Source organism: Psychrobacter sp. 1U1 (genome assembly GCF_051847535.1).
Classification (GTDB): Bacteria; Pseudomonadota; Gammaproteobacteria; order Pseudomonadales; family Moraxellaceae; genus Psychrobacter; species Psychrobacter saeujeotis.
Map to the genome: position 1 here is coordinate 351,310 of NZ_JBPYDD010000003.1, position 20,950 is coordinate 372,259.

General features: G+C 43.6%; 16 protein-coding genes. 10 read left to right on the plus strand and 6 right to left on the minus strand.

Translation table 11 applies throughout. The annotated features are described in order from the left end of the window. Positions 1-46: 46 nt before the first annotated feature. The 5 genes from ACS8FB_RS05975 (at position 47) to ACS8FB_RS05995 (ending at position 8,778) form a co-directional block, all read left to right on the plus strand. Positions 47-1,840, plus strand: a complete 1,794-nt coding sequence (locus ACS8FB_RS05975) for an acyl-CoA dehydrogenase C-terminal domain-containing protein (RefSeq protein ID WP_439261514.1) — start codon at positions 47-49, stop codon at positions 1,838-1,840. A 296-nt stretch (positions 1,841-2,136) separates the two neighbouring features. Beyond that, the gene (locus ACS8FB_RS05980; protein ID WP_439261515.1) at positions 2,137-2,559 is read left to right on the plus strand and encodes a hypothetical protein; all 423 of its coding nucleotides are present in this window, start codon (positions 2,137-2,139) and stop codon (positions 2,557-2,559) included. Positions 2,560-2,615: 56 nt separating this feature from the next. After that, positions 2,616-3,878, plus strand: coding sequence for an extracellular catalytic domain type 1 short-chain-length polyhydroxyalkanoate depolymerase (locus ACS8FB_RS05985; protein WP_439261516.1), 1,263 nt, complete (start codon positions 2,616-2,618; stop codon positions 3,876-3,878). Positions 3,879-4,225: 347 nt separating this feature from the next. Further along, positions 4,226-6,010 carry an acyl-CoA dehydrogenase C-terminal domain-containing protein gene (locus tag ACS8FB_RS05990; protein WP_439261517.1) on the plus strand — a complete coding sequence of 595 codons (1,785 nt, stop codon included), beginning with the start codon at positions 4,226-4,228 and terminating at the stop codon, positions 6,008-6,010. A gap of 320 nt (positions 6,011-6,330) precedes the next feature. Then, complete coding sequence (locus ACS8FB_RS05995; protein ID WP_439261518.1) at positions 6,331-8,778, plus strand: site-specific recombinase; 2,448 nt, start codon at positions 6,331-6,333, stop codon at positions 8,776-8,778. Positions 8,779-8,906: 128 nt separating this feature from the next. On the opposite strand, the gene ACS8FB_RS06000 is transcribed toward ACS8FB_RS05995, so the two are convergent. Beyond that, positions 8,907-9,776, minus strand: a complete 870-nt coding sequence (locus ACS8FB_RS06000) for a DMT family transporter (RefSeq protein WP_439261519.1) — start codon at positions 9,774-9,776, stop codon at positions 8,907-8,909. Positions 9,777-9,790: 14 nt separating this feature from the next. Further along, entirely contained in the window at positions 9,791-10,495 is a 705-nt protein-coding gene (locus tag ACS8FB_RS06005; RefSeq protein WP_439261520.1) for an SDR family oxidoreductase, read from the minus strand. A 122-nt stretch (positions 10,496-10,617) separates the two neighbouring features. Between ACS8FB_RS06005 and ACS8FB_RS06010 the strand changes: the two genes are divergently transcribed. After that, a complete protein-coding gene (locus ACS8FB_RS06010) occupies positions 10,618-11,493 on the plus strand; it encodes a LysR substrate-binding domain-containing protein (RefSeq protein ID WP_439261521.1) in 876 nt (291 codons plus the stop codon). A gap of 132 nt (positions 11,494-11,625) precedes the next feature. Here the strand turns inward: ACS8FB_RS06010 and ACS8FB_RS06015 are convergent, their stop codons facing one another. Further along, entirely contained in the window at positions 11,626-12,612 is a 987-nt protein-coding gene (locus tag ACS8FB_RS06015; protein WP_439261522.1) for a zinc-dependent alcohol dehydrogenase family protein, read from the minus strand. A 105-nt stretch (positions 12,613-12,717) separates the two neighbouring features. On the opposite strand from ACS8FB_RS06015, the gene ACS8FB_RS06020 reads away from it, so the two are divergent. Next, entirely contained in the window at positions 12,718-13,647 is a 930-nt protein-coding gene (locus tag ACS8FB_RS06020; protein WP_439261523.1) for a LysR family transcriptional regulator, read from the plus strand. 77 nt (positions 13,648-13,724) lie between these two features. Here the strand turns inward: ACS8FB_RS06020 and ACS8FB_RS06025 are convergent, their stop codons facing one another. The 3 genes from ACS8FB_RS06025 to pdxA all read right to left on the minus strand — a co-directional run bounded on the left by ACS8FB_RS06025 (position 13,725) and on the right by pdxA (position 16,705). Next, complete coding sequence (locus tag ACS8FB_RS06025; protein ID WP_439261524.1) at positions 13,725-14,561, minus strand: symmetrical bis(5'-nucleosyl)-tetraphosphatase; 837 nt, start codon at positions 14,559-14,561, stop codon at positions 13,725-13,727. Further along, positions 14,558-15,442: a 16S rRNA (adenine(1518)-N(6)/adenine(1519)-N(6))-dimethyltransferase RsmA gene (gene rsmA, locus ACS8FB_RS06030; protein WP_439261525.1), complete on the minus strand. Its 885-nt coding sequence runs from the start codon at positions 15,440-15,442 to the stop codon at positions 14,558-14,560. Before rsmA ends, ACS8FB_RS06025 begins: the two co-directional genes overlap by 4 nt. Before the next feature lie 192 nt (positions 15,443-15,634). Continuing rightward, complete coding sequence (pdxA, locus tag ACS8FB_RS06035; RefSeq protein WP_439261526.1) at positions 15,635-16,705, minus strand: 4-hydroxythreonine-4-phosphate dehydrogenase PdxA; 1,071 nt, start codon at positions 16,703-16,705, stop codon at positions 15,635-15,637. Positions 16,706-17,050: 345 nt separating this feature from the next. Here pdxA and dnaB point away from each other — a divergent pair, with 345 nt between their 5' ends. From dnaB to argF, 3 genes are all read left to right on the plus strand, one after another. Continuing rightward, on the plus strand, positions 17,051-18,451 hold the full coding sequence (gene dnaB / locus ACS8FB_RS06040) for a replicative DNA helicase (RefSeq protein WP_299220218.1): 1,401 nt from the start codon (positions 17,051-17,053) through the stop codon (positions 18,449-18,451). A 210-nt stretch (positions 18,452-18,661) separates the two neighbouring features. Beyond that, positions 18,662-19,768, plus strand: a complete 1,107-nt coding sequence (gene alr, locus ACS8FB_RS06045) for an alanine racemase (RefSeq protein ID WP_439261527.1) — start codon at positions 18,662-18,664, stop codon at positions 19,766-19,768. A 191-nt stretch (positions 19,769-19,959) separates the two neighbouring features. Further along, complete coding sequence (gene argF, locus ACS8FB_RS06050; RefSeq protein ID WP_439261528.1) at positions 19,960-20,883, plus strand: ornithine carbamoyltransferase; 924 nt, start codon at positions 19,960-19,962, stop codon at positions 20,881-20,883. The last annotated feature ends 67 nt before the right edge of the window (positions 20,884-20,950 follow it).

Below are 20,950 nucleotides of genomic sequence, written 5' to 3' on the forward strand. Positions count from 1 at the left end.
GTCGTTTGTTTGCTGTCGGTCATACCAAAAAAAAGGACAGGAAGTTATGCAGTACAAAGCCCCATTACGTGATATTCAATTCGTCATGCATGAGCTACTTGATAGCGAAAGCCACTATAAACGCTTACCAAAATTTCAAGAAGCTGATCGCGAGTTAATGGACAGTCTGTTTGAGATGGCTGCAAGCTTTGCTGAAAATGAGTTGTCACCACTGAATCAAAGCGGCGATGCTGAAGGCTGTCATTTTGATAATGGCAAGGTCACCACACCTAAAGGCTTTAAAGAAGCTTATAAACAGTACTGTGAGCTTGGTTTCCCTGCACTTTCTGCTGAAGAAGAATTTGGCGGTCAAAACATGCCTTTTTCATTATCTACGGTCATCAACGAGATGGTAGGTACGGCTAACTGGTCATTCTCTATGTACCCAGGCTTATCACATGGTGCTATCCAAACCATTGAGCACCACGGTACTGATAGCCAAAAAGAAACATATTTAGAAAAAATGGTCACTGGCGAATGGTCAGGTACTATGTGTCTTACTGAAGCACATGCAGGTTCTGACTTGGGTATTATTCGTACCAAAGCGCAGCCGAATGATGACGGTAGCTATAGCATTACTGGTCAAAAGATTTTTATTTCAGCTGGCGAGCATGACTTGGCTGAAAACATCATTCATATCGTTTTAGCTCGTCTGCCAGGTGCGCCTGCTGGCACTAAAGGCATCTCACTGTTTATCGTGCCAAAGATGATAGTTAATGAAGACAATAGCTTAGGCGAAAACAACAACGTTGTTTGCGGCTCTATCGAACATAAAATGGGTATCAAAGCCTCTGCCACTTGTGTAATGAACTTTGATAGTGCCAAAGGCTACTTGATTGGTCCTGAAAACCGTGGCCTACAGTGCATGTTTACCTTTATGAACGTGGCACGTATTGGTACTGCTGTTCAAGGCTTAACTGCTGCAGAATATGCGTTCCAAGGTTCATTGACTTATGCCAAAGATCGTTTAGCAATGCGTTCATTATCAGGTGTAAAAGCACCAGACAAAGTCGCTGATCCTATCATTGTACATCCAGCTGTTCGCAACATGCTATTGACTGAAAAAGCCTTTGCTGAAGGTGGCCGTGCGCTAGTATATTATCTCTCTCATTTTGCCGATACGGTCGCAAAAGGTGAAGGCGATGACCTAAAATTTGCTGACCAAATGCTGTCACTGTTGACGCCGATTGCTAAAGCGTTCTTAACCGAAACGGGTCTAGAGGCCGCCAATCATGGCGTACAAGTCTATGGTGGTCATGGCTTTATCAGTGAATGGGGTATGGAGCAAAACGTCCGTGACACCCGTATCGCTTGCCTGTACGAAGGTACCACTGAGATTCAAGCGCTTGATTTACTTGGTCGTAAAGTCTTAGGCTCACAAGGTAAGTTGCTGGCAAACTTTGTCGATATTATTCAGAAGTTCTGTGAAGAAAATAAAGACAATGATGAGATGGGACAGTTCATCCGTCCACTTGCCAGGCATCTAAAAGAATGGGGTGACTTGACTTCACGTATTGGTATGCAAGCCACTGAAAACCCAGACGCCGTTGGCGGTGCTGCCGTTGATTACATGTATTTTAGTGGCTATGTTACCCTTGCCTACTTATGGGCACGTATGGCACTTATTGCTCAAACTGAAATTAAAAATGGCAACAGTGAACATGCCTTCTATGATGCCAAGGTGAAGACAGCACAATTCTATTTTGCTAAGTTGTTACCGCGTACTACGACGCACGTACAGCGCATCAGTACAGGTGTTGAGCCATACATGACTATGAACGTTGATCAATTTGCTTTTTAGAATCGAGCTGTAATAGATTATATTACGATTAAATACTACTACTTTTGATCGACTGAGGATTTAGACGCGGTACTACTATCGGCAACATACTTCGGTGTGTTGTCGATTTTTTTGGTATTGACTTGTTCATTCTGTGCAAATTTATACTATTACTTTACCCTCAACTATCTAAGATTACAGACTAAGCAAGATATCATTTTTACAAAATATCTTATTTATACTCTAATTAGATTCTAATTGGAGTATAAATAGAGTATTATGGCTATATCAAGTAGTTTTATTCTAAGGATCATATGATGGCAAGCAAAAATACAACGCCTATTCGCGCTCGCGCAGGCGAGACAGAAAAGGTCACAATCAACCTAGGCTACGTAGATCTTGGGCAAGTAGATTTGATGGTACAGGAGGGTTTCTATTCTAATCGCACGGATTTTATTCGAACTGCGATACGTAATCAGCTAACCATACATGCTGATGTGGTACAGCAAACCGTTGCTCGTAAAACCTTAGAGTTAGGACTACGTCATTACACACGCGCCGATCTTGAAGCCGTTCAAGAGCGTAATGAAAAATTACATATTCAAGTATTGGGTCTGGCGACCATCGCCGCCGATGTAACTCCAGAACTGGTGGAAGCCACTATTGAAAGCATTACCGTATTAGGCGTCCTGCAGGCAAGCCCAGAGATAAAAGCAGTTTTGGCTAACAAAATGGTTTAAGCATCTGCTTTTACTATCTCCCCCAAATTTTATAGATATATCAAGGAAAATAGCCAATGAATTTTTCAAAATTTAATATGACACCGCCGCATCTCAAAGAAGCAATGGAACTTATGAAATCTGGTCAGCTAAAAGAAGCCACCATTGCCATTCAAAAGAACTTAAGTGGGGCAGCACCAGCCAGCCATACCGACAAAAACCCTATTAAAGATGTGACGCCTATCAAGGATGTGGCGCCTGATGTAACATCTGATGTGCCAATGTCACAAGATCGCACGTCCCCGACAGACAAGCCAACAGGCACTGATGAGCTATTTAGTAAGCTGCCTGATAAATTGCAAGATTTTACAGATAAAATGAAGCATTTTAAGCTGGACTTGCCATCAGTTATGGATATAAGTGCCTTACGTACTGGGGTCAGTACACATAGTGAGCCGTTCATTCCTGACAATGCACAGTTTCTCAAAGGCAACCTGAAGTCGTCTCAAGGCAGTCACGACTACCGGCTATATATTCCCTCAAACTATGCGCAAGCGGTGGAAGACGGCCTACGCTTACCTTTAATAGTCATGCTCCACGGCTGTACGCAATCACCAGAAGATTTTGCAGTAGGTACACGTATGAATGAATTGGCAGAAAAGCATCGTTGCCTGATCGTCTACCCTTCTCAGCCAGCTTCTGCTAACCCCAATCGCTGTTGGAACTGGTTTAAACCTTCTGATCAACAACAAGGTAAAGGCGAGCCTGCATGGCTTGCAGCCTTGACTACATCCATTATTGAGGATTACGCAGTGGACTCATCACGGGTGTATATTGCAGGGCTATCTGCAGGCGCTGCAATGGCTGTGATTATGGCAGAGAACTATCCTAAGATGTATGCTGCAGTTGGCGTTCATTCAGGGTTGGCTTATCGCAGTGCCACCGATTTGCCGTCTGCAATGATGACGATGCGACAAGGCGGTTCTGCTCCTTTAAAACCTGCAAGTAATAATAAATTCGTTCCAATGATTGTGTTTCATGGTGATCAGGATCATACGGTAAGTATTCGTAATGGCGAGCAGGTCTTTGAGCAAGCAAAGCAGCGCTTACAAGCGCAAGAAACTGGTTTAACCACTCACCAACATAAGCAATGTTCTGAGCAAAACTGTCGTAGTACTCAGTTAGAGATTCGTGACAGTAAAGGAGTTAGCCAGTTAGAATATTGGAAAATCCACGGTGCTGGGCATAGCTGGGCGGGCGGCAATAGCGCCGGGTCTTACACTGACCCTAAAGGACCAGATGCATCAAAAGAGATGCTGCGGTTTTTCTTTAATCAATAATTATAATTGGTTTAATATACAAACATTGCACCAGACTGGTATGAACTTTTTGTAGCCTTTGTCAGTGTAGACACAGCAGGAAAGAAAATTAATACCAGTCGAGAAGCTTCACATAACGTAGCAACTTCTTAGTTGAGCACTACAATAGCAGTAGTCAACTTTTAGTGTACGCACTATTCACTAAGAGATACACAAGCTTAGCCATTAATTTGCTAAACTTTACTGATTATCACAGACTCAAATCAATAAAAATCATTGCGTTATTTGCCATGATAGTTAAAGAACATCATGATAAATATAAGCAAATATGTATATAACTTTATTAATCTTAAACCAAAGGAATGTTTATGGCTGTTTATAATGCCCCTCTAACTGACATGCGTTTTATCTTAACCGATGTCTTTAAGGCGCCTGAGTTTTGGCAAAACAATGACAACTTATCTCATGTCGACATGGAAACAGTCGATATGATTTTAGAAGAAATGGCCAAATTAAGTAAAAACGTTCTGTTGCCTATCAATCGTACTGGCGACGAAGAAGGCGCGACTTATCATGGTGATGGCGTCGTCACTACCCCTAAAGGCTTTAAAGAAGCTTATCAGCAATATGCTGAGTCAGGTTGGGTCGGACTTGGCGGTAATCCTGAGTACGGTGGCCAAGGTTTTCCAAAAATGGTTACTATGCTTACCGAAGAGATGCTTTTTACCACCAACCAGTCATTTACGCTCTACCCCAACCTAACAGTTGGTGCAACCTTGTGTCTTAACGCGGCGGGCTCAGAAGAGCAAAAGCAGACATATTTAGAAAAAATGTATTCAGGTGAATGGTCAGGTACTATGTGTTTAACCGAACCGCATGCAGGTACTGATTTAGGTATTATCAAAACCAAAGCCATACCAAATGACGACGGTAGCTATAATATCTCTGGTACCAAAATCTTTATCACTGGCGGTGAACACGACTTAACTGAGAATATCGTTCATCTAGTATTGGCTAAAACCCCAAATGCGCCAGAAGGCTCAAAAGGTATCTCTTTATTCGTTGTACCAAAATTTTTAGTCAATGATGATGGCAGCTTAGGCGAACGTAATACCTTATCAGCTGGCTCAATCGAGCATAAAATGGGTATCAAAGCTTCAGCCACTTGTGTCATGAACTTTGACGATGCCAAGGGCTGGATGGTTGGTGCTGAGAATACTGGTTTATCGTCAATGTTCATTATGATGAACTATGAGCGCGTAACGATGGGTCTGCAAGGACTTGGCGGTACTGAGCTTGCTTATCAAAATGCAGCGCTTTATGCGTTTGAACGCGCTCAAGGTCGTAGTGATACTCAACTACAAAGTCCAGAAAAACCAGCCGATGCTATCGTTCATCATGCCGATGTGCGCCGTATGCTATTGAATGCTAAAGCCAATAGTGAGGCATCACGCTGTTTTGCGATGTATGTTGCAAAACAACTCGATACTGAAAAATTCAGCACAGATCCTGAAGCAGCTCAAGCCGCTGCTGCACGTGTGGCCTTACTAACGCCGATCGCAAAAGCCTTCTTAACTGATAAAGCATTAGAAGCTACTATCGATTGCCAGCAAGTCTTTGGTGGTCATGGTTATGTCCGCGAATGGGGCATGGAGCAAATCGTACGTGATACGCGTATCGCCCAGATTTATGAGGGTGCAAACGGTATTCAAGCACTTGATCTGTTAGGCCGTAAAGTCGCTCGTAATGATGGTAAATATATTGCTCATTTTTTAGGCGAAATCCGTGATTATGTTAGTACGATGCAAGTTGATCATGGCATCAAGCAAGCGACATTAGATGCTGCTGATACCGTTGAAGAGCTGACTAAAACAGTATTAACCAATATTGGCTCTCGTAAAAATGAGATTAATGGCTGCGCGGTTGATTACATGCATGCGGTCGGCTACCTATGCTACTCATACATGTTTGCCTTGATGGTTGAAGCGTCTAACGGTAAAGATGGCGAGTTTTATACCAATAAAGCCAAGCTTGCTGATTACTTTGTTGGTCGCGTTTTACCGCGCATCGATGCCCATGCACAGATGGTCAAAGCTGGTAGTGATCCGATGATGAACTTTGATTTAGACTATTTTAACGTACCTGCCAGCTAAACAAAGTTTATAGAATTGATAGTTATTTAATTATCGATATATTCATTAATGAGAAAGGACAGTATAATTACTGTCCTTTTTTTGCCAAAACTATATTTAAAACAACTGCTAACAAAATAACTAAACATGACCTTGCACTTCCGATTAAAATAACCTGCATTAGCTATCAACTTAACACCGATATTTGTATCTAACACTCAACAAATATATCAATACAAACTCTCTGTATAACCACTAAAAATAGTACCTCACAATCCCTATCACAACTGTCAAAACAGTAGCACATTAACCAACAGAACAATAACGATAAAGAGTACGCTGTGTCAGAGATAAAACGCATTTTACAACAAATTACCGCCTTAAGTGACGTGCCAGAGCCATCTGTACTTCGGCGTTTAATCGATGAGCTACGGGTCACTGAAAACGAGCCTGCACTTGCCAATCAAAACATCCAAGCCCTTATCGATGTCTTGCGTCAGCATCCAGAATATAGTGATGGTCTTGCAAGCTTTGTACTAAAACTCATTATCCAATATCGTCAAATTTCCTTATATACTGATACTGGTATCATGTCAGATGAGGGGTTTTTTAGTAGCTTACGCCGCTTGCTTGGTCATCGGTTCTTACCGCTCCTGCCCCAAGATGATTCTGTCGTTGAATTGGTCGGTTATCTGTTCTATAAACGTCAAGATGAACGTTGGCTTGCTAACATCGAAAAAGACAAATGGGAAGCGTTGGTTGATCTACTTAATGTTAAAGAAGAGCATTTATACTTAGTAGCGACCGCCAAAAACAGTATTTTAAATGCGATAGTCATTTTATCCTACCGTATTAGCGGTATTGGTCTGCATCCTAACTTAATGGAAGCTTATCCGCAGATTTTGAACTATTCTGCATCTTTTGTTGCTCAAAACCAAGAAGCCGTATTGTTTGTCAATCAGTATCGACAAGCGCATGAGCTTGACACTTTAACGGACATTACGCCTGAACATGCGGTCAATCCTGCTCCGCTACTGGTCATGCTTGAGCAATGTGAAGATATCGTTGCAACGGTACGCAAACGCATCTATAAAACTGGTATCTCCATTCGCTTGACCAATATGATGTTACGACTTGATCAAAGCTTACAACGCATGCGTATTTTAACGGAGCTGGTGGCTGATAGCGGTCAGAATCGCGACAAAGCGGTAATCAACCTGATTCAAACTCTCATTACCACTGCCAATCGTCGTTATAGTATCGGCTACCTAATCGATAACAATACTAAGCTGTTATCACGTAAAGTCACTGAAAACGCCAGCCGCGTGGGTGAGCACTATATCAGCACAGACAAAGCTGGTTATCAAAAAATGTTCAAAAAAGCGTCCATTGGTGGGTTTTTTATTGCCTTTATGGCTACTATTAAAATCTTAGCCTATCATTTGGCCCTTGCACCAATGGGCCGAGCCTTTATAAACAGCATGATCTATGGCTTAGGTTTTGTTTTTATTCATATTGTTCATGGTACTGTGGCAACTAAGCAGCCAGCGATGACTGCTGCCGCTATTGCCTCAACCATATCAGAGGGCTCAGGTAAAAAATCACACCAGCTGACGAAGTTATCGGAGCTAGTAGTCGATATCTTGCGCACCCAGTTTATCGCTATCATGGGTAATATCATGCTAGCGATTCCTGTTGCATTGATCATCTCTTTTGCATGGTTACAATATACAGGTGCGCCGATGATTGATACCGAAAAAGCGGGGCACCTACTTCATGATCTAGACCCTTTTCGATCGCTAGCACTGCCTCATGCGGCCATCGCTGGGGTATATCTGTTTTTATCCGGTCTTATTGCAGGCTACTATGACAATTTGGCGGTTTACAATAAAATTGGCGCTCGCATTAATAGGCATTGGCTACTTCAGCGTTTATTACCCAAAAGATGGCTTCGACGCTTGAGCGGCTTTATAGAGGCCAATCTTGGCGCTATCATGGGCAATTTTTTATTCGGCGTATTTTTAGGTAGCACGGCGACCATTGGTTATTTATTTGGTTTACCGATTGATATTCGTCATATTGCATTTGCGTCTGCCAATTTGGCTCATGGACTGTTCAATATGTCAGCGGCTCAGATAAGTTGGGATGTGGTTTTGATCTCTATTTTTGGCGTCGCACTTATCGGTATCGTCAACTTAATGGTCAGTTTTTCCTTGGCACTTCTAGTCGCCTTACGATCAAAAGAAGTCCGCTTTTTTGAGTGGCGTAGACTATCCAAGCTTGTTTTTGGACATATTGTCAGTCATCCATCTGACTTTTTTTGGCCGCGTGACAAACCGATGAAGTATGCCCGTATTGATAGTCAAGGTCATATGATATTTGATGATACTGCCGGACAAAAAGGCGGTAAACCATTACCCAGTAATTATGTGATACGGCGCTTATCTGATGTCAAAATCATACCTAACTCAGTCTCTGTTGACGCAAAAGGTGAACGAACAACCACAGACATATATTATGAAAATCAGTCTCAAGATCATGGACAGGAGGGTGCTGTAGATAAGAACGTGGCTAAAAAGGTTGTCGACCTTGATGATGGATTAGTAGACGAAGAGCTAAATAGCGTGCCTTACTATAGTGATATTCAATATGATAAGACCACCAAAACACTAGGGGACGTTAATAGTAACAAAACCAGCAATCATGATAAAAACGCTGATAACAAGGCTACAGGGGATGCAAAAACGCCCTTGCCGAAACCTAAAAAACCGCCCAAACTGCCTAATTAATAGGGCAGTTTTGGTAGCTTTATACTTGGTCATCTGCTGATATTACTGCTGATAAGAGGTCTAACAATGTTTTCTTGATACTTCATTGATATTTGCCACCTAAACCTTCAAAGTCACGCTGGCTCATCCTACTTTCTGCCTGTCTGAATGAGCAGTACACCACCCAGAATAAGTAGCAAGGCGATAATTTCTACATAAGTGATAGCCTCTCCTATAATCGCACCAATTATTACAGCAACGATAGGCGCAATATACGTCGCACCAGCGGCACGCACAGAGCCTAATGTCTCGATGATAAAATAGTAAATTAAAAAAGCGGCGCCTGTTCCTAAAACACCAAGTCCTAATACAGTGCCCCACAGTGCTTGGGCATCTGTCGCTATATCAGTGATTCCGTCGAAATCAATGAGCAAGGCAAGCGTTATCACTGCAAGTCCAATCTGCCATGTGGCTAATGCCAATGGTGATAGTTTTAGATGCGATAAAAAACGCCGCGCATAAACGAATGACGCGCCAACACTCAAAGAACCAGCGAGCATCCATAAAACACCTATGAAAGATATATTCATGCCGCCTTGCCATGGACGTGCACTTAATGCAATACCCGCAAATCCTAAGGCAACCCCTAGCGCCATCTGTTTAGTAGACCTCTCCTCTGGTAAGAAAAGCGCCGCCCCTAAAAAAGTAAATATCGGTATCGAACCACTCAATAACCCTGCAATACTACTGGGTAACAACGCCGTACCAGCAATAAACCCATAATAGTAAAAGGAGGTTGCAAGCACAGACATGACGATAAAATGCGGCAAATACGCAAGCTGCTCCCGAGTAATGGCTTTATGACGCCATGCGATAAGTACTAAAGGTATAAACCCAAACAGCACTCGCAGAAAGACAGTTTGAGAAGGCGTTATCACAGCGGTGGCCCACTTCATAAAAATAAAGTTAGACCCCCAAATCACACCAAGTAATACTAGCGCTGTATAGGCTCTAAACATAGTATTGGCCTTTATCAGACAGAGTGCGTCACACCGCCATCAACGCGTATGCTTTGGCCCGTAATATATCCAGCCGCCTCTGATAATAAAAAGGCAATCGTTGCAGCGATTTCCTCAGCTTTACCATAACGTTCCATCGGAACATTTTCACGGCGCTCATCAACCTCCGGTAAGCTATCGATCCAACCAGGTAAGACATTATTAATGCGAATACCTTGCGGCGCATAATCATCAGAGAAAATCTTAGTAAACGCACCAAGACTGGCTCGAAACGCTGTCGAGGTTGGGAAGGTGGCTGTCGGCTCTGTTACCCAAGTCGTGGAAATATTGACAATAGCGCCGCCGCCTTGTGCCACCATGATCGGTGTCACTAGGCGAATCGGACGCACCGCACTAAGAAAATAAACCTCCATCCCTTGATGCCAGTCGTCATCGGTAATCTCTAAAATAGGCGCACGTGGACCGTGGCCGGCAGAGTTTACCAACGCATCAATACGGCCCCATTTTTCCATTGCTAAGTCAACTAAGCGCTGTACATCGGCATCTACCAAGTTAGAACCGGTGACACCGACTCCGCCGAGCTCTTTTGCTAAGGCTTCTCCTTTACCTGAGGACGATAAGATAGCGACCTTATAACCATCTTGAGCGAGCTTACGCGCTGCCGCTGCACCCATACCTGAGCCACCTGCCATAATAAGCGCTACTTTTTCTATAGTCATGATTTTCTCCATTAGTGATTGATTTATCTATCATAACTAATGGCTGCAGATATCTCGCATGATATTAAAAGGTGATAGACTGTAGAAAATCTATCGTCAAATATATTGTCTAAGGAATGACTATGACAAACGCTTATCGCACTTTACCCTCTTTAAATGCCTTACGTGCATTTGAAGCAGCGGGGCGTCACTTGAATTTTCGAGCCGCAGCCGATGAACTTTTTGTAACCCAAGGAGCTGTCGCTCAGCAGGTGCGTATATTAGAAGAATACATGGGGTTTGCTCTTTTTCAAAGGCTACCAAAGGGGGTGGCTCTTACTAGTCAAGGCGCAATCTACTTTGCAGAAGTCACGCGAGCTTTTGAGATTTTAAAAAAGGCTACCACTCAAATACTCAAAGAACCTAAGACGGTCACTATTAGTGTGACACCGACGTTTGCTACTAAGCTGTTACTGCCCAATCTTTCAGCCCTATCTACCGCTGTTCCTGACGTTGACTTACGTACTGTCGCTACTGAGTCTATTGCAGATTTCGACCGTGATCAGGTAGATATCGCGGTACGGCTCACACGTCCACCATTTCCATCCTCTTTCGATACGCAGTTATTGTTCAAACAAAAGCTGGTCGCCGTTGCTAATCCTTATTTTGTCGCTGACATCACGCTTCCTATGTCACTCAAGCAATTAAAAGGAATGCCACTGCTGCATGACTCACACAACCATTGGCCACGTTTTCTTAATACGACAGATAAGCTGCCAGGTGCCGTATTTAACCAAACCGCGCTGGCTTTAGATGCGGCTTTAGCAGGACAAGGGATTGCGATTGCTTGTCAGGCGTTTGTAAAAGCGGATTTATCTGCGGGGCGTTTGCTACAAGTCAGTGAGTTAGATCTAACCGTTGAGCCTGATTACTACCTTATTCGTAAACGCACATCAGTATCACGACCTGCTGTAGACGCGGTATGGGAATGGTTTGTTGAAAACTTAGTTGTTGGTTGATTAGTTTGTAATAGCTATAGCCTAAAAAACCGCCCAAGCTGCCAAGTTAATACGGCTGTTTTGGCGGTTTAGTCGTCAAAGACTTATTCAGCTTAATATGTGCTAAAGCGACAAGTCAGTTTTAGCAATGCTTCAGACTTCTACAACCACTTTACCGATTGCTTGTCCACTGGTTAGCCGGTCGTATGCTTTGCCAACTTCTTTGAGATCAAACTGCGTTTCATCAAGTAATGGTTTAAGTGCACCCATATCCACAATCTTGGCTAATTTCGCTAAAGCAGCGCCATGATCTTCTCGCTTATAGTTTTGCAGCATTGGAATAAGCATAAAGACAACGTGCAACGATAAGCCTTTAAAATGCACCGGCGTTAAATCCAGTTCCAGCATAGAAACCGTCGTTACAACCTGTCCGTTCAGTACAGCCGCTTCAAAAGACTTGGTTAGATTTTCCCCGCCAACAGAATCAAACACAATATCAAAACCCGCACCGTCGGTATATTTTTCGACATAATCTACCACGTCTTCAGTCTTATAATTAATGGCCGTGGCACCATAACCTTCAATGACTGCCATCTGCTTTTCATTGGAGACAGTTGAATAGACGTCAGCACCGAAATGTTTGGCCAATTGTACAGCAACGTGTCCTACGCCACCTGCGCCGCCGTGAACTAGTACCTTATGTCCTGCACCAGTACCCGCTCTCTGCAAACCTTCAAAGGCAGTAATACCAACCAATGGTAATGCCGCAGCCTCACGCATTGACAGGCTTTTTGGTTTTTGAGCAATCAATTTGGCATCAGCTAGCATGAATTCTGCCAGCGTACCTTGCAAGTCTGCGAGTCCTCCAGCGCAGCCATATACTTCGTCGCCTGGAGCAAAGTCGGTCACGTCCTCACCAACAGTTTCAATAGTGCCTGCAAAGTCCATACCGAGTACTGCCGGCAGATCGGGTGAAAACGGTAGATCATTACCCATGTGGTGGATCATGGTATCAACTGTATTTACACTAGTTGCAGCCACTCGCACTACTACATGTCCAGCTTTTGCATCAGGTTGAGGTAGCTCATCTAATTGAAATTTAGCATTGTCACCATATTCATTAAGTATCATTGCTTTCATTGGGCTTCTCCTAAAGATTAATTGTTAGAATCAGTATAATATTTTGTAAAAATGAAATAAACTGGCTATTATGAATTACAGAATTCGTAATTTGGATATAATCTAATGGATACAGAAAGCGTTCGTCTATTTGTTTTGGCGGCCGACAAACTCAATATCAGTGCCGCTGGTCGGGAACTGGGTATGGCGCCATCTATGGCCAGTGCCAAATTAGCAAAACTAGAGAAGTTGTTAGGTGCGGATCTTTTGCATCGTTCCACGCGCAAGGTGGCTTTGTCTTTGGAAGGGGCGGAATTTTTGCCTTATGCTAAGGAAATTTTAGCTCAAGAAGATGCTGCACGCGCAGCTTTAGGTCATGGCAATGCAACTGTGACAGGTACCCTAAGGTTCACGGCTCCAAGCACCTTTGCCCAGCTCTACATCGCGCCTATCCTGCCTGAGTTCCTACAGTTGTACTCAGGTATCACTCTTGACCTGCGGCTTACGGATATGGAGTTTGATCTTATCCAAGGCAGTTTTGATCTTGCATTGCGCAATTCAACACTATCAGATAGCAGCTTAAAAGGGCGAAAATTGGCTAACGATATGCGAATCCTTTGCGCTTCACCCGAATATTTGAAACAGCAGGGCACGCCCACGCAACCAGATGACCTTGCGACGCATCAATTCATTGTATTCAAAGAGCCGTCACCGATTAAGTTTGTTGGGTATGATGGCAGTACTGAGGAGTTCGATCCACGACTGACCGAGAGCCGGCTTATCGTTGACGATGGCTTGAGTCAGAAAGTCGCAACCATTGCTGGAGCAGGCATTTCAATGAACTCACTATGGAGTGTTCACCGCGAACTGGCTGACGGCTCGCTGATCCATGTCCTACCCGACTACACGATTGATGACCAGACGGGCCTGTGGCTCATCTATCCAAAATCGAATGTTCTGACGGTAAAAGTTAGGGTTTTTATCGACTTCTTAATAGAGAGGATTGGTGACTCGCCAATCTGGCCTGACTATACCCTAGCAAAGCCAGTTACTTAAACCTATTAATAGACCATCTAAAACAGACTGCTTATTTAGCCTTATATATCAAGGTCAGCGGTTAGCTATAGTCCTCGTTACGGGCTTGGACAGTGGGCGCTTGAGCTAATGACTTTACCATCGCTAAGTCGGTAAGCCAGTAGAGAGTTACCCCAAACGCAGCCACCATCGAGCGCGCGAGCATGCGGTAAGTCCACTTCACCCTTTAGAGCTGCCCAATGACCAAATAATATCTTACGCGTCCGCGGTACTTGCCATTCAAACCAAGGCATAAAATCATCGGGCATGTGCTGATCTAAGCTGGACGTAAAGCTAAACTCTAGTGTTCCGTCTTGTTTGCACAGCCGCATCCGGGTAAAGTAATTGGATATCGCCCGCATCTTAGTAAAGCCATTAATACCATCATGCCACTCATCGGCGCTCTTACTATACAAATGCGGTAGCAAACGATCAAGTTGATCTAAGCTACCCTTTAATTGCGCTTCTAATTGCTGCGCATATTGTGCAGCGGCATCAATGCTCCAGTGCGGTGGTATTCCAGCATGTACCAATACAGTATGCTTATCAGGATACGCCAAAATTGGCTGACACCGTAACCATTGCAATAATTCCTCACCATCTTCTGCCGCAAAAATCGGCGCCGTTTTATCTTTTTTCTTAATCTTAGCTGCGCCCCGCCATACTGCCAGCAAGTTTAAATCGTGATTTCCTAAGACGGTTGCGGCTGCTCCTTGCTCGCATAGCATCTTTACGTGACGCAAAGTACTTAGCGAATCCTCTCCGCGTGCAACCAAGTCACCTGCAAACCACAATTTATCTTGTGTAGGATCAAACTTTAAAGTTTCAAGTAGTTTTTGATACGCTGCATAGCAGCCTTGCAAGTCACCGATAACATATTGATGGCGAAAACTCATAATTCCTCGATGGTTGTCTTATTCTTCTGTACTTTTGCCTGATTACTCAAAGCTACAAAGTCACTGACACTCAGAGTTTCTGGACGGGATTGTGGATCGATACCACAAGCGGCAAAGTCCTCTTCACTCAATGTTGGCAGTAGAGTGGATTTTTTGAAAATAGCGCGTAGCGTTTTGCGGCGATGGTTAAAGGTCTCACGTACTACGATAGCAAAATATTGCTCATCTTCTGCAACAATGGGCTTTTCGATATGAGGCGTCAAACGAAACACAGCACTGGTCACTTTTGGTGGTGGGTTAAATGCGCCTTTAGGGACGGTCAGCAAATAATCCGTTTCACAGTAATATTGCATAATGACTGACAGACGGCCGTAAGTTTTGCTACCGACATCGGCGGTGATACGTTCGACCACTTCTTTTTGTAGCATAAAATGCATGTCTTGAATGACATCAGAATAGCTAAGTAGATGAAAAAGTATCGGTGTTGAGATGTTATAAGGCAAGTTACCCACCACACGTAACTTGCCACGATCGGTGCTATAAAATTCACGGTAGTCCACGTTCATCGCGTTTTCTTTTACGATGGTAAAATTAGGATGACTGTTTGCGCCAATGCGTATACGTAAACTATCAGCCAAGTCACGGTCAAGCTCGACCACAGTCATCGCATCCACTTCTGCCAATAAAGGCTCAGTTAACGCGCCCATACCAGGACCAATTTCTATTAAGTTGTCATTACGATCCAAACGGATACTATCAACAATCTGGCGAATAATACTGCTGTCATGCAAGAAATTCTGACCAAAGCGTTTTCGCGGTTGGTGTTTGGCAGTTCGTAAGCTAGCTGCTAATGTCTTGGCATCAAACGAGTTTGTGGACATAAAAGATTCTTAATTAGTAAAATAATAAAATAAAAATGAGGGTACAGAGCAACACAATAGCTTGGTCTTGAACATCGACAATATAATACGATGAAAAAGGTGACTTTTATAGCTTTGTTATTGGTGCTTGGTGCAAAATTATACCATAGCTTATAATCCGGCTGTATTTTAGCACTGAGCTAAATTACGCATTTATGATGTAGTCAATGATTTATCAGCCATTTCATTCGCCATGATTAATGCTTGATACAAGCTTGTGGCACTTGCCTCGCCGCGACCTGCCAAGTCCAGCGCTGTACCATGATCGACTGAGGTGCGAATATAAGGCAATCCTAGTGTTAAGTTAACCGTATCGCCAAAACCATGCGACTTTAACACAGGCAGTCCTTGGTCATGATACATAGCAATCACCACATCACAATTATTCAGATGTCTAGTGGTAAACAACGTGTCGGCGGGCATGGCCTCAGAGATATCTACGCCAGCGGCAATAAATTCTTGTAATACTGGATTGATAATTTCAATCTCTTCCATGCCTAGATGTCCACCTTCACCCGCATGTGGATTGAGCCCGCAAACTAATATACGTGGACTCGCCATACCAAATTTCGATTGCATATCATCAAGTACAATTTGCACTGTCTGGCGGACATTGTCTGCGGTGATAGCGGCAGGGACATCTCTTAGCGCTAAGTGAGTGGTCACCAGCGCAACTTTCATTGCCTGATTGGCCAGCATCATGACTACTTTTTTGCAACCACTTTGCTGCATAAAAAACTCGGTATGCCCACTAAACATCATGCCATCTAAAAGTTTAATGTCGGCGTCAATTAACGCAGATTTTTGTAACGGTCCAGTAACGATAGCGGCTACCGTTTCATTTGTTGCAAGTTGATGAGCGATTTCTAATTGCTTGGCGACCATTGCTGCATTCTTGGTGTTAATATGACCTGCCCGCACAGGTGCAGGGCAAGGTACATCCAACAATAAGAATGCATTATTTGCTACATTAAAATCCGCATTATTTACATCAGTCATTGATGATGGAGTCACTGTAATACTTTGCCAAGTTGGACAGCTTTTTAGTGCGCCAGTAGTTAGTAGTTGCTCTGCACGTGCCTGCATAGCATTGGCATCAGCTGTGATCCAGATTGGTCGATTAAAATTTTGTAGCTTACCTTCTTGCGCAAGTAACAAAACCACGTCCATCCCGATACCAGCAGGCTCACCTGTGGTGATTAATAAGGGTTGTTTTTGACTCATACATCCACCTCTTATTTTTATTTAACTATTTGATTTTACCGTATTTTATATATATCTGTTAATCATTTGGATAATGGTAATACCTACCAAATATACCCGTTATATGCCTGACAAAGATAGAGAAAAGTATCTATAAACAGCCTTATGGTAATCATAATGTGCTAGAATTTCGCTTTTGATTGTAGCATTATTTGAAGCTTATTTTATGGTACTTACTCTTAATGCTGGATGCGCCATTTTATGATATAGCGTCTAATGCGACGTCCATAGCAAGCACAATGTCTGTGTCTTTTTTAGCGGCATTAACTTATTAATACATCAACTCATATATACACTTAGGTACACATGGCAGACACCAGTAAAACCGACGACTTACTCAATCAGCAGCCTCCGCACAACATAGATATTGAAAAAGCGTTGCTGGCTTCTTTGATGAGTATTGAAGAGGCCTATGACAAGATTGCCGATATCGTCACCAAGGATGACTTCTATGCAGGGCGTCATCAGCATATTTTTGATGCCATTGCTCACTTAGCAGCGGTAAATGAGCCTTATGATACTGTTATGGTACATGACTGGCTGGAGGCTCAAAAGCTGCTCAAAACTGCTGGTGGTGACAGCTATTTGGCTGATATTTTAAGCCAAAGTCCAGCGACCTTATTTAATCTGACCGCCTACGCTCAGCGTGTACGAGAGTTATCAACCCTACGCCAACTTATTACCACTGGCAACGACATGTTGACTCTAGCATATAACCCAAAAGATCAAAGCGTTAGTGATATTTTAGATAGTGTTGAAGGTAAAATTTTTAGTATCAATGAGCAGCATAACAAACGTGCTGAGCAGCGCGGACCGGTGGGTATCACCTCAGTATTGACTAACGTAATTGATAAAATTCAAGAGCTCAAATCCAATCCCGACGGTATGATTGGACTGCAAACCCCATTCGCTGAGCTAAATAACAAAACTCAAGGCCTGCAAGCGGGCGATTTGGTCATTGTCGCCGCACGCCCGTCTATGGGTAAGACCACTTTTGCAATGAACTTGGCAGAAGGCGTGTTGTTTAACGAAAACCTGCCTGTTGTGGTATTTTCTATGGAGATGCCCGCAGAGTCTATCGTCATGCGTCTGTTGTCTTCGTGGGGCGCGATTAATCAAACCAACCTACGCTCAGGACAAATGAACGAAGATGAATGGGCAAAGATGATGAATGCCATTCAGCATCTGCAATCTAAGCATTTGTATATTGACGACAGTACTGCCCTGCCGCCATCAGAGCTACGCTCACGTTGCCGCCGTATTGCAAAAAACCACGATGGTAAGATTGGCGCTATCATTGTCGATTATCTACAATTGATGAAAGTCCCCAGTCTTGATGGTAACCGTGTTGGAGAAATATCGGAAATCTCTCGTAGCCTAAAAGCGCTAGCACGTGAGCTTGAATGCCCAGTCATTGCCCTATCGCAGCTGAACCGAAGCCTAGAAAATCGGCCTAACAAACGTCCAATCATGTCAGATCTACGCGAGTCTGGCGCGATCGAGCAGGATGCCGATTTGATTATGTTCATTTATCGCGATGAAGTTTACAATGAAAACTCAGACCATAAAGGTGTGGCTGAAGTCATCATTGGTAAGCAGCGTAATGGACCTATCGGTACCATACGACTAGGCTTTGAAGGTCAATTTACTCGATTTATCAACCTGACCCCTGAGTACTATCAAGGGGTGACTTTTGACGATGAATAATACCCAATTAATAACTATTAATTTATTATAAAATCGTTACGTTGTAACGTGATGCGCAACTGGTATAAATTTTCTTGCTTGCTGTGTCTACGCTGACAGCGGCTGCGAAAAACTTATACCAGTCTCGCTATATCGTTTTTATAGCGAATTGACTACAACTGCTATTTATCACTACTATCTAACGTCCAAACACTAATAAAGAAACGAACTATGCGCACCGCTAACATTACTATTGACCCTGCTGCTCTTACCCATAATTTAACTCAAGTCAAAAAACGTGCGCCTAACGCTAAAGTACTGGCGATGGTAAAAGCCAATGCTTATGGGCACGGCGTGGCCGCTGTATTGCCAGCATTAAAGCAAGCAGATGGTATTGGTGTGGCAACGTTTACTGAGGCATTGGAGGCACGGCAATTGGGCTGGGATAAAGCAATTGGCCTAGTCGAAGGGGTATTTAGCGCTGATGAATGGCAGCAGGCTATCGATCAGGCTTGTAGCTGCGTGATTCACCACGCACCTCAGTTAAACTGGGCGTTAGAGAACGTTCCAGCAGCGGATAGCCCAGCGCTGCAGGTCTGGCTAAAATACAATACGGGTATGAATCGCTTAGGTTTTGATGAAAAGACAGTGATAGAAGCGGCACAGCGTTTACACGATGCAGGTTATCATCTTATTCTTACGACACATTTTGCCAATGCTGATAATCGTGACCATCCGCTAAACGCCACTCAAATACAGCGCTTTTCTGACATGTTGAAGTATCTGCAACAGCATATAACCCCAAATGTCGAAGGCTCGTTGTGTAACTCAGCAGGCATAGTAAACTTCTCTGAACACCATCATGATTGGGTACGTCCAGGTATCATGCTGTACGGTAGCTCTCCTGTCATTGATCAATCAGCTGATGATTTAAACCTACGACCTGCAATGGAGTTTAGCGCTCGGATTATGGCGATGCATATAGTCAATACTGGTGAGGCCATTGGCTATGGCAGCCGCTGGACTGCAGAGCAAGACACCAGGACGGCTCTCGTCAGTATCGGCTATGGAGACGGCTATCCACGTGTCATTAGCGACGATGCTTATGTTTGTATTGTCGATGCCAATAGTAATATAAGCTACCACTGTCCTATCCGTGGACGAGTTGCTATGGATATGATTGTGGTTGATTTGAGTGCAGCTCCTGTAGATATCGCGCTTGATAGCAAAGTTGTGTTATGGGGTACCATGCCACATGTTGATGAAGTGGCCAGTCATGCAGGCACGATTGGCTACGAGCTACTATGTAGATTGAGTGCTCGTCCTAAGCGGGCATAGGGCAGCTGTATTCTTGCTTAACCTACTGCTACAGGCCCACTACCTGACTGCCAACGGTTATCGAAATTTGGCGTTTACATTGAAAGTAATTACGCTATACTAAAAGTTTGTTGTCACTACAGCTTAAAGCTGACTGTCGCCATTGACGGCTGATAACGTTTCATTGACTGTGATCGACTGCTAGGACTGCTATGAGTTTGCGCCATTTTTTGACCTTATCTGATTTAACCAAACAAGAGCTAGAAAACCTGATCAAACGTGCAAGCGAGCTGCGTAAGATGCAGCATGCAGGCGAGATATATCAGCCCTTTGTCGGACGTACGCTTGGTATGATATTTGAGAAGTCATCAACTCGCACGCGTATCTCCTTTGAGACGGGTATGGGGCAGTTTGGCGGTAGCGCTATTTTTTTGTCGCCAAACGATACGCAGCTTGGTCGCGGCGAACCGTTAGAAGACTCAGCTCGCGTAATCTCAAGTATGGTCGATATTATAATGATTCGCACCTTTGGTCATGAAAAGGTTGAAACCTTTGCCAAGTACTCAGGCGTCCCAATTATCAACGCTCTAACCGATGAGTTTCATCCCTGTCAACTGCTCGCTGATATGCAAACTTACTATGAGCATCGCGGCAGTATTGAAAATAAAATCGTCACCTGGGTCGGTGACGGTAACAACATGTGCTCATCATTTATGCAAGCCGCTAATCAATTTGGTTTTGAGCTACGTGTCGCAGCGCCGTACGGTTTTGAGCCAGATCCTAAATTAATGGAGCGCTTTTCTCACTGTGTCAGCTTGGTTGAAAATGTTCAAGATGCCGCAAAAGATTCTAACCTAATCGTCACTGATGTTTGGGCAAGTATGGGGCAAGAGTCCGAGCAAAATACTCGCGCGCGTCGTTTTGCTCCTTATCAAGTGACACCGTCGCTATTGGATAAGGCCGATCCTGAAGTGGTGTTTATGCACTGCTTACCTGCCCATCGCGGCGAAGAAATTTCTCACGATATGCTCGATGATCCACGCTCAGTAGTATGGGATGAAGCAGAAAATCGCCTACATGCACAAAAAGCTTTGATGGAATTTTTATTAAAAGATAAAATCAAGTTGCCTTCATAGACGACTAACATAGATAACTAAGCAAACTATTAATCAGATATTATCCATAAAAAAGGCAGAGCACATT

Excerpts from the sequence above, each read along its gene's own strand:
- ACS8FB_RS06020 (WP_439261523.1), top strand. The coding sequence starts at position 12,718 with ATGGATACAGAAAGCGTTCGTCTATTTGTTTTGGCGGCCGACAAACTC.
- rsmA (WP_439261525.1), bottom strand. The coding sequence starts at position 15,442 with ATGTCCACAAACTCGTTTGATGCCAAGACATTAGCAGCTAGCTTACGA.
- ACS8FB_RS05980 (WP_439261515.1), top strand. The coding sequence starts at position 2,137 with ATGGCAAGCAAAAATACAACGCCTATTCGCGCTCGCGCAGGCGAGACA.
- ACS8FB_RS05990 (WP_439261517.1), top strand. The coding sequence starts at position 4,226 with ATGGCTGTTTATAATGCCCCTCTAACTGACATGCGTTTTATCTTAACC.
- ACS8FB_RS05985 (WP_439261516.1), top strand. The coding sequence starts at position 2,616 with ATGAATTTTTCAAAATTTAATATGACACCGCCGCATCTCAAAGAAGCA.
- ACS8FB_RS05975 (WP_439261514.1), top strand. The coding sequence starts at position 47 with ATGCAGTACAAAGCCCCATTACGTGATATTCAATTCGTCATGCATGAG.
- ACS8FB_RS06010 (WP_439261521.1), top strand. The coding sequence starts at position 10,618 with ATGACAAACGCTTATCGCACTTTACCCTCTTTAAATGCCTTACGTGCA.
- dnaB (WP_299220218.1), top strand. The coding sequence starts at position 17,051 with ATGGCAGACACCAGTAAAACCGACGACTTACTCAATCAGCAGCCTCCG.
- pdxA (WP_439261526.1), bottom strand. The coding sequence starts at position 16,705 with ATGAGTCAAAAACAACCCTTATTAATCACCACAGGTGAGCCTGCTGGT.
- ACS8FB_RS06025 (WP_439261524.1), bottom strand. The coding sequence starts at position 14,561 with ATGAGTTTTCGCCATCAATATGTTATCGGTGACTTGCAAGGCTGCTAT.
- ACS8FB_RS06000 (WP_439261519.1), bottom strand. The coding sequence starts at position 9,776 with ATGTTTAGAGCCTATACAGCGCTAGTATTACTTGGTGTGATTTGGGGG.
- argF (WP_439261528.1), top strand. The coding sequence starts at position 19,960 with ATGAGTTTGCGCCATTTTTTGACCTTATCTGATTTAACCAAACAAGAG.
- ACS8FB_RS06005 (WP_439261520.1), bottom strand. The coding sequence starts at position 10,495 with ATGACTATAGAAAAAGTAGCGCTTATTATGGCAGGTGGCTCAGGTATG.
- alr (WP_439261527.1), top strand. The coding sequence starts at position 18,662 with ATGCGCACCGCTAACATTACTATTGACCCTGCTGCTCTTACCCATAAT.
- ACS8FB_RS06015 (WP_439261522.1), bottom strand. The coding sequence starts at position 12,612 with ATGAAAGCAATGATACTTAATGAATATGGTGACAATGCTAAATTTCAA.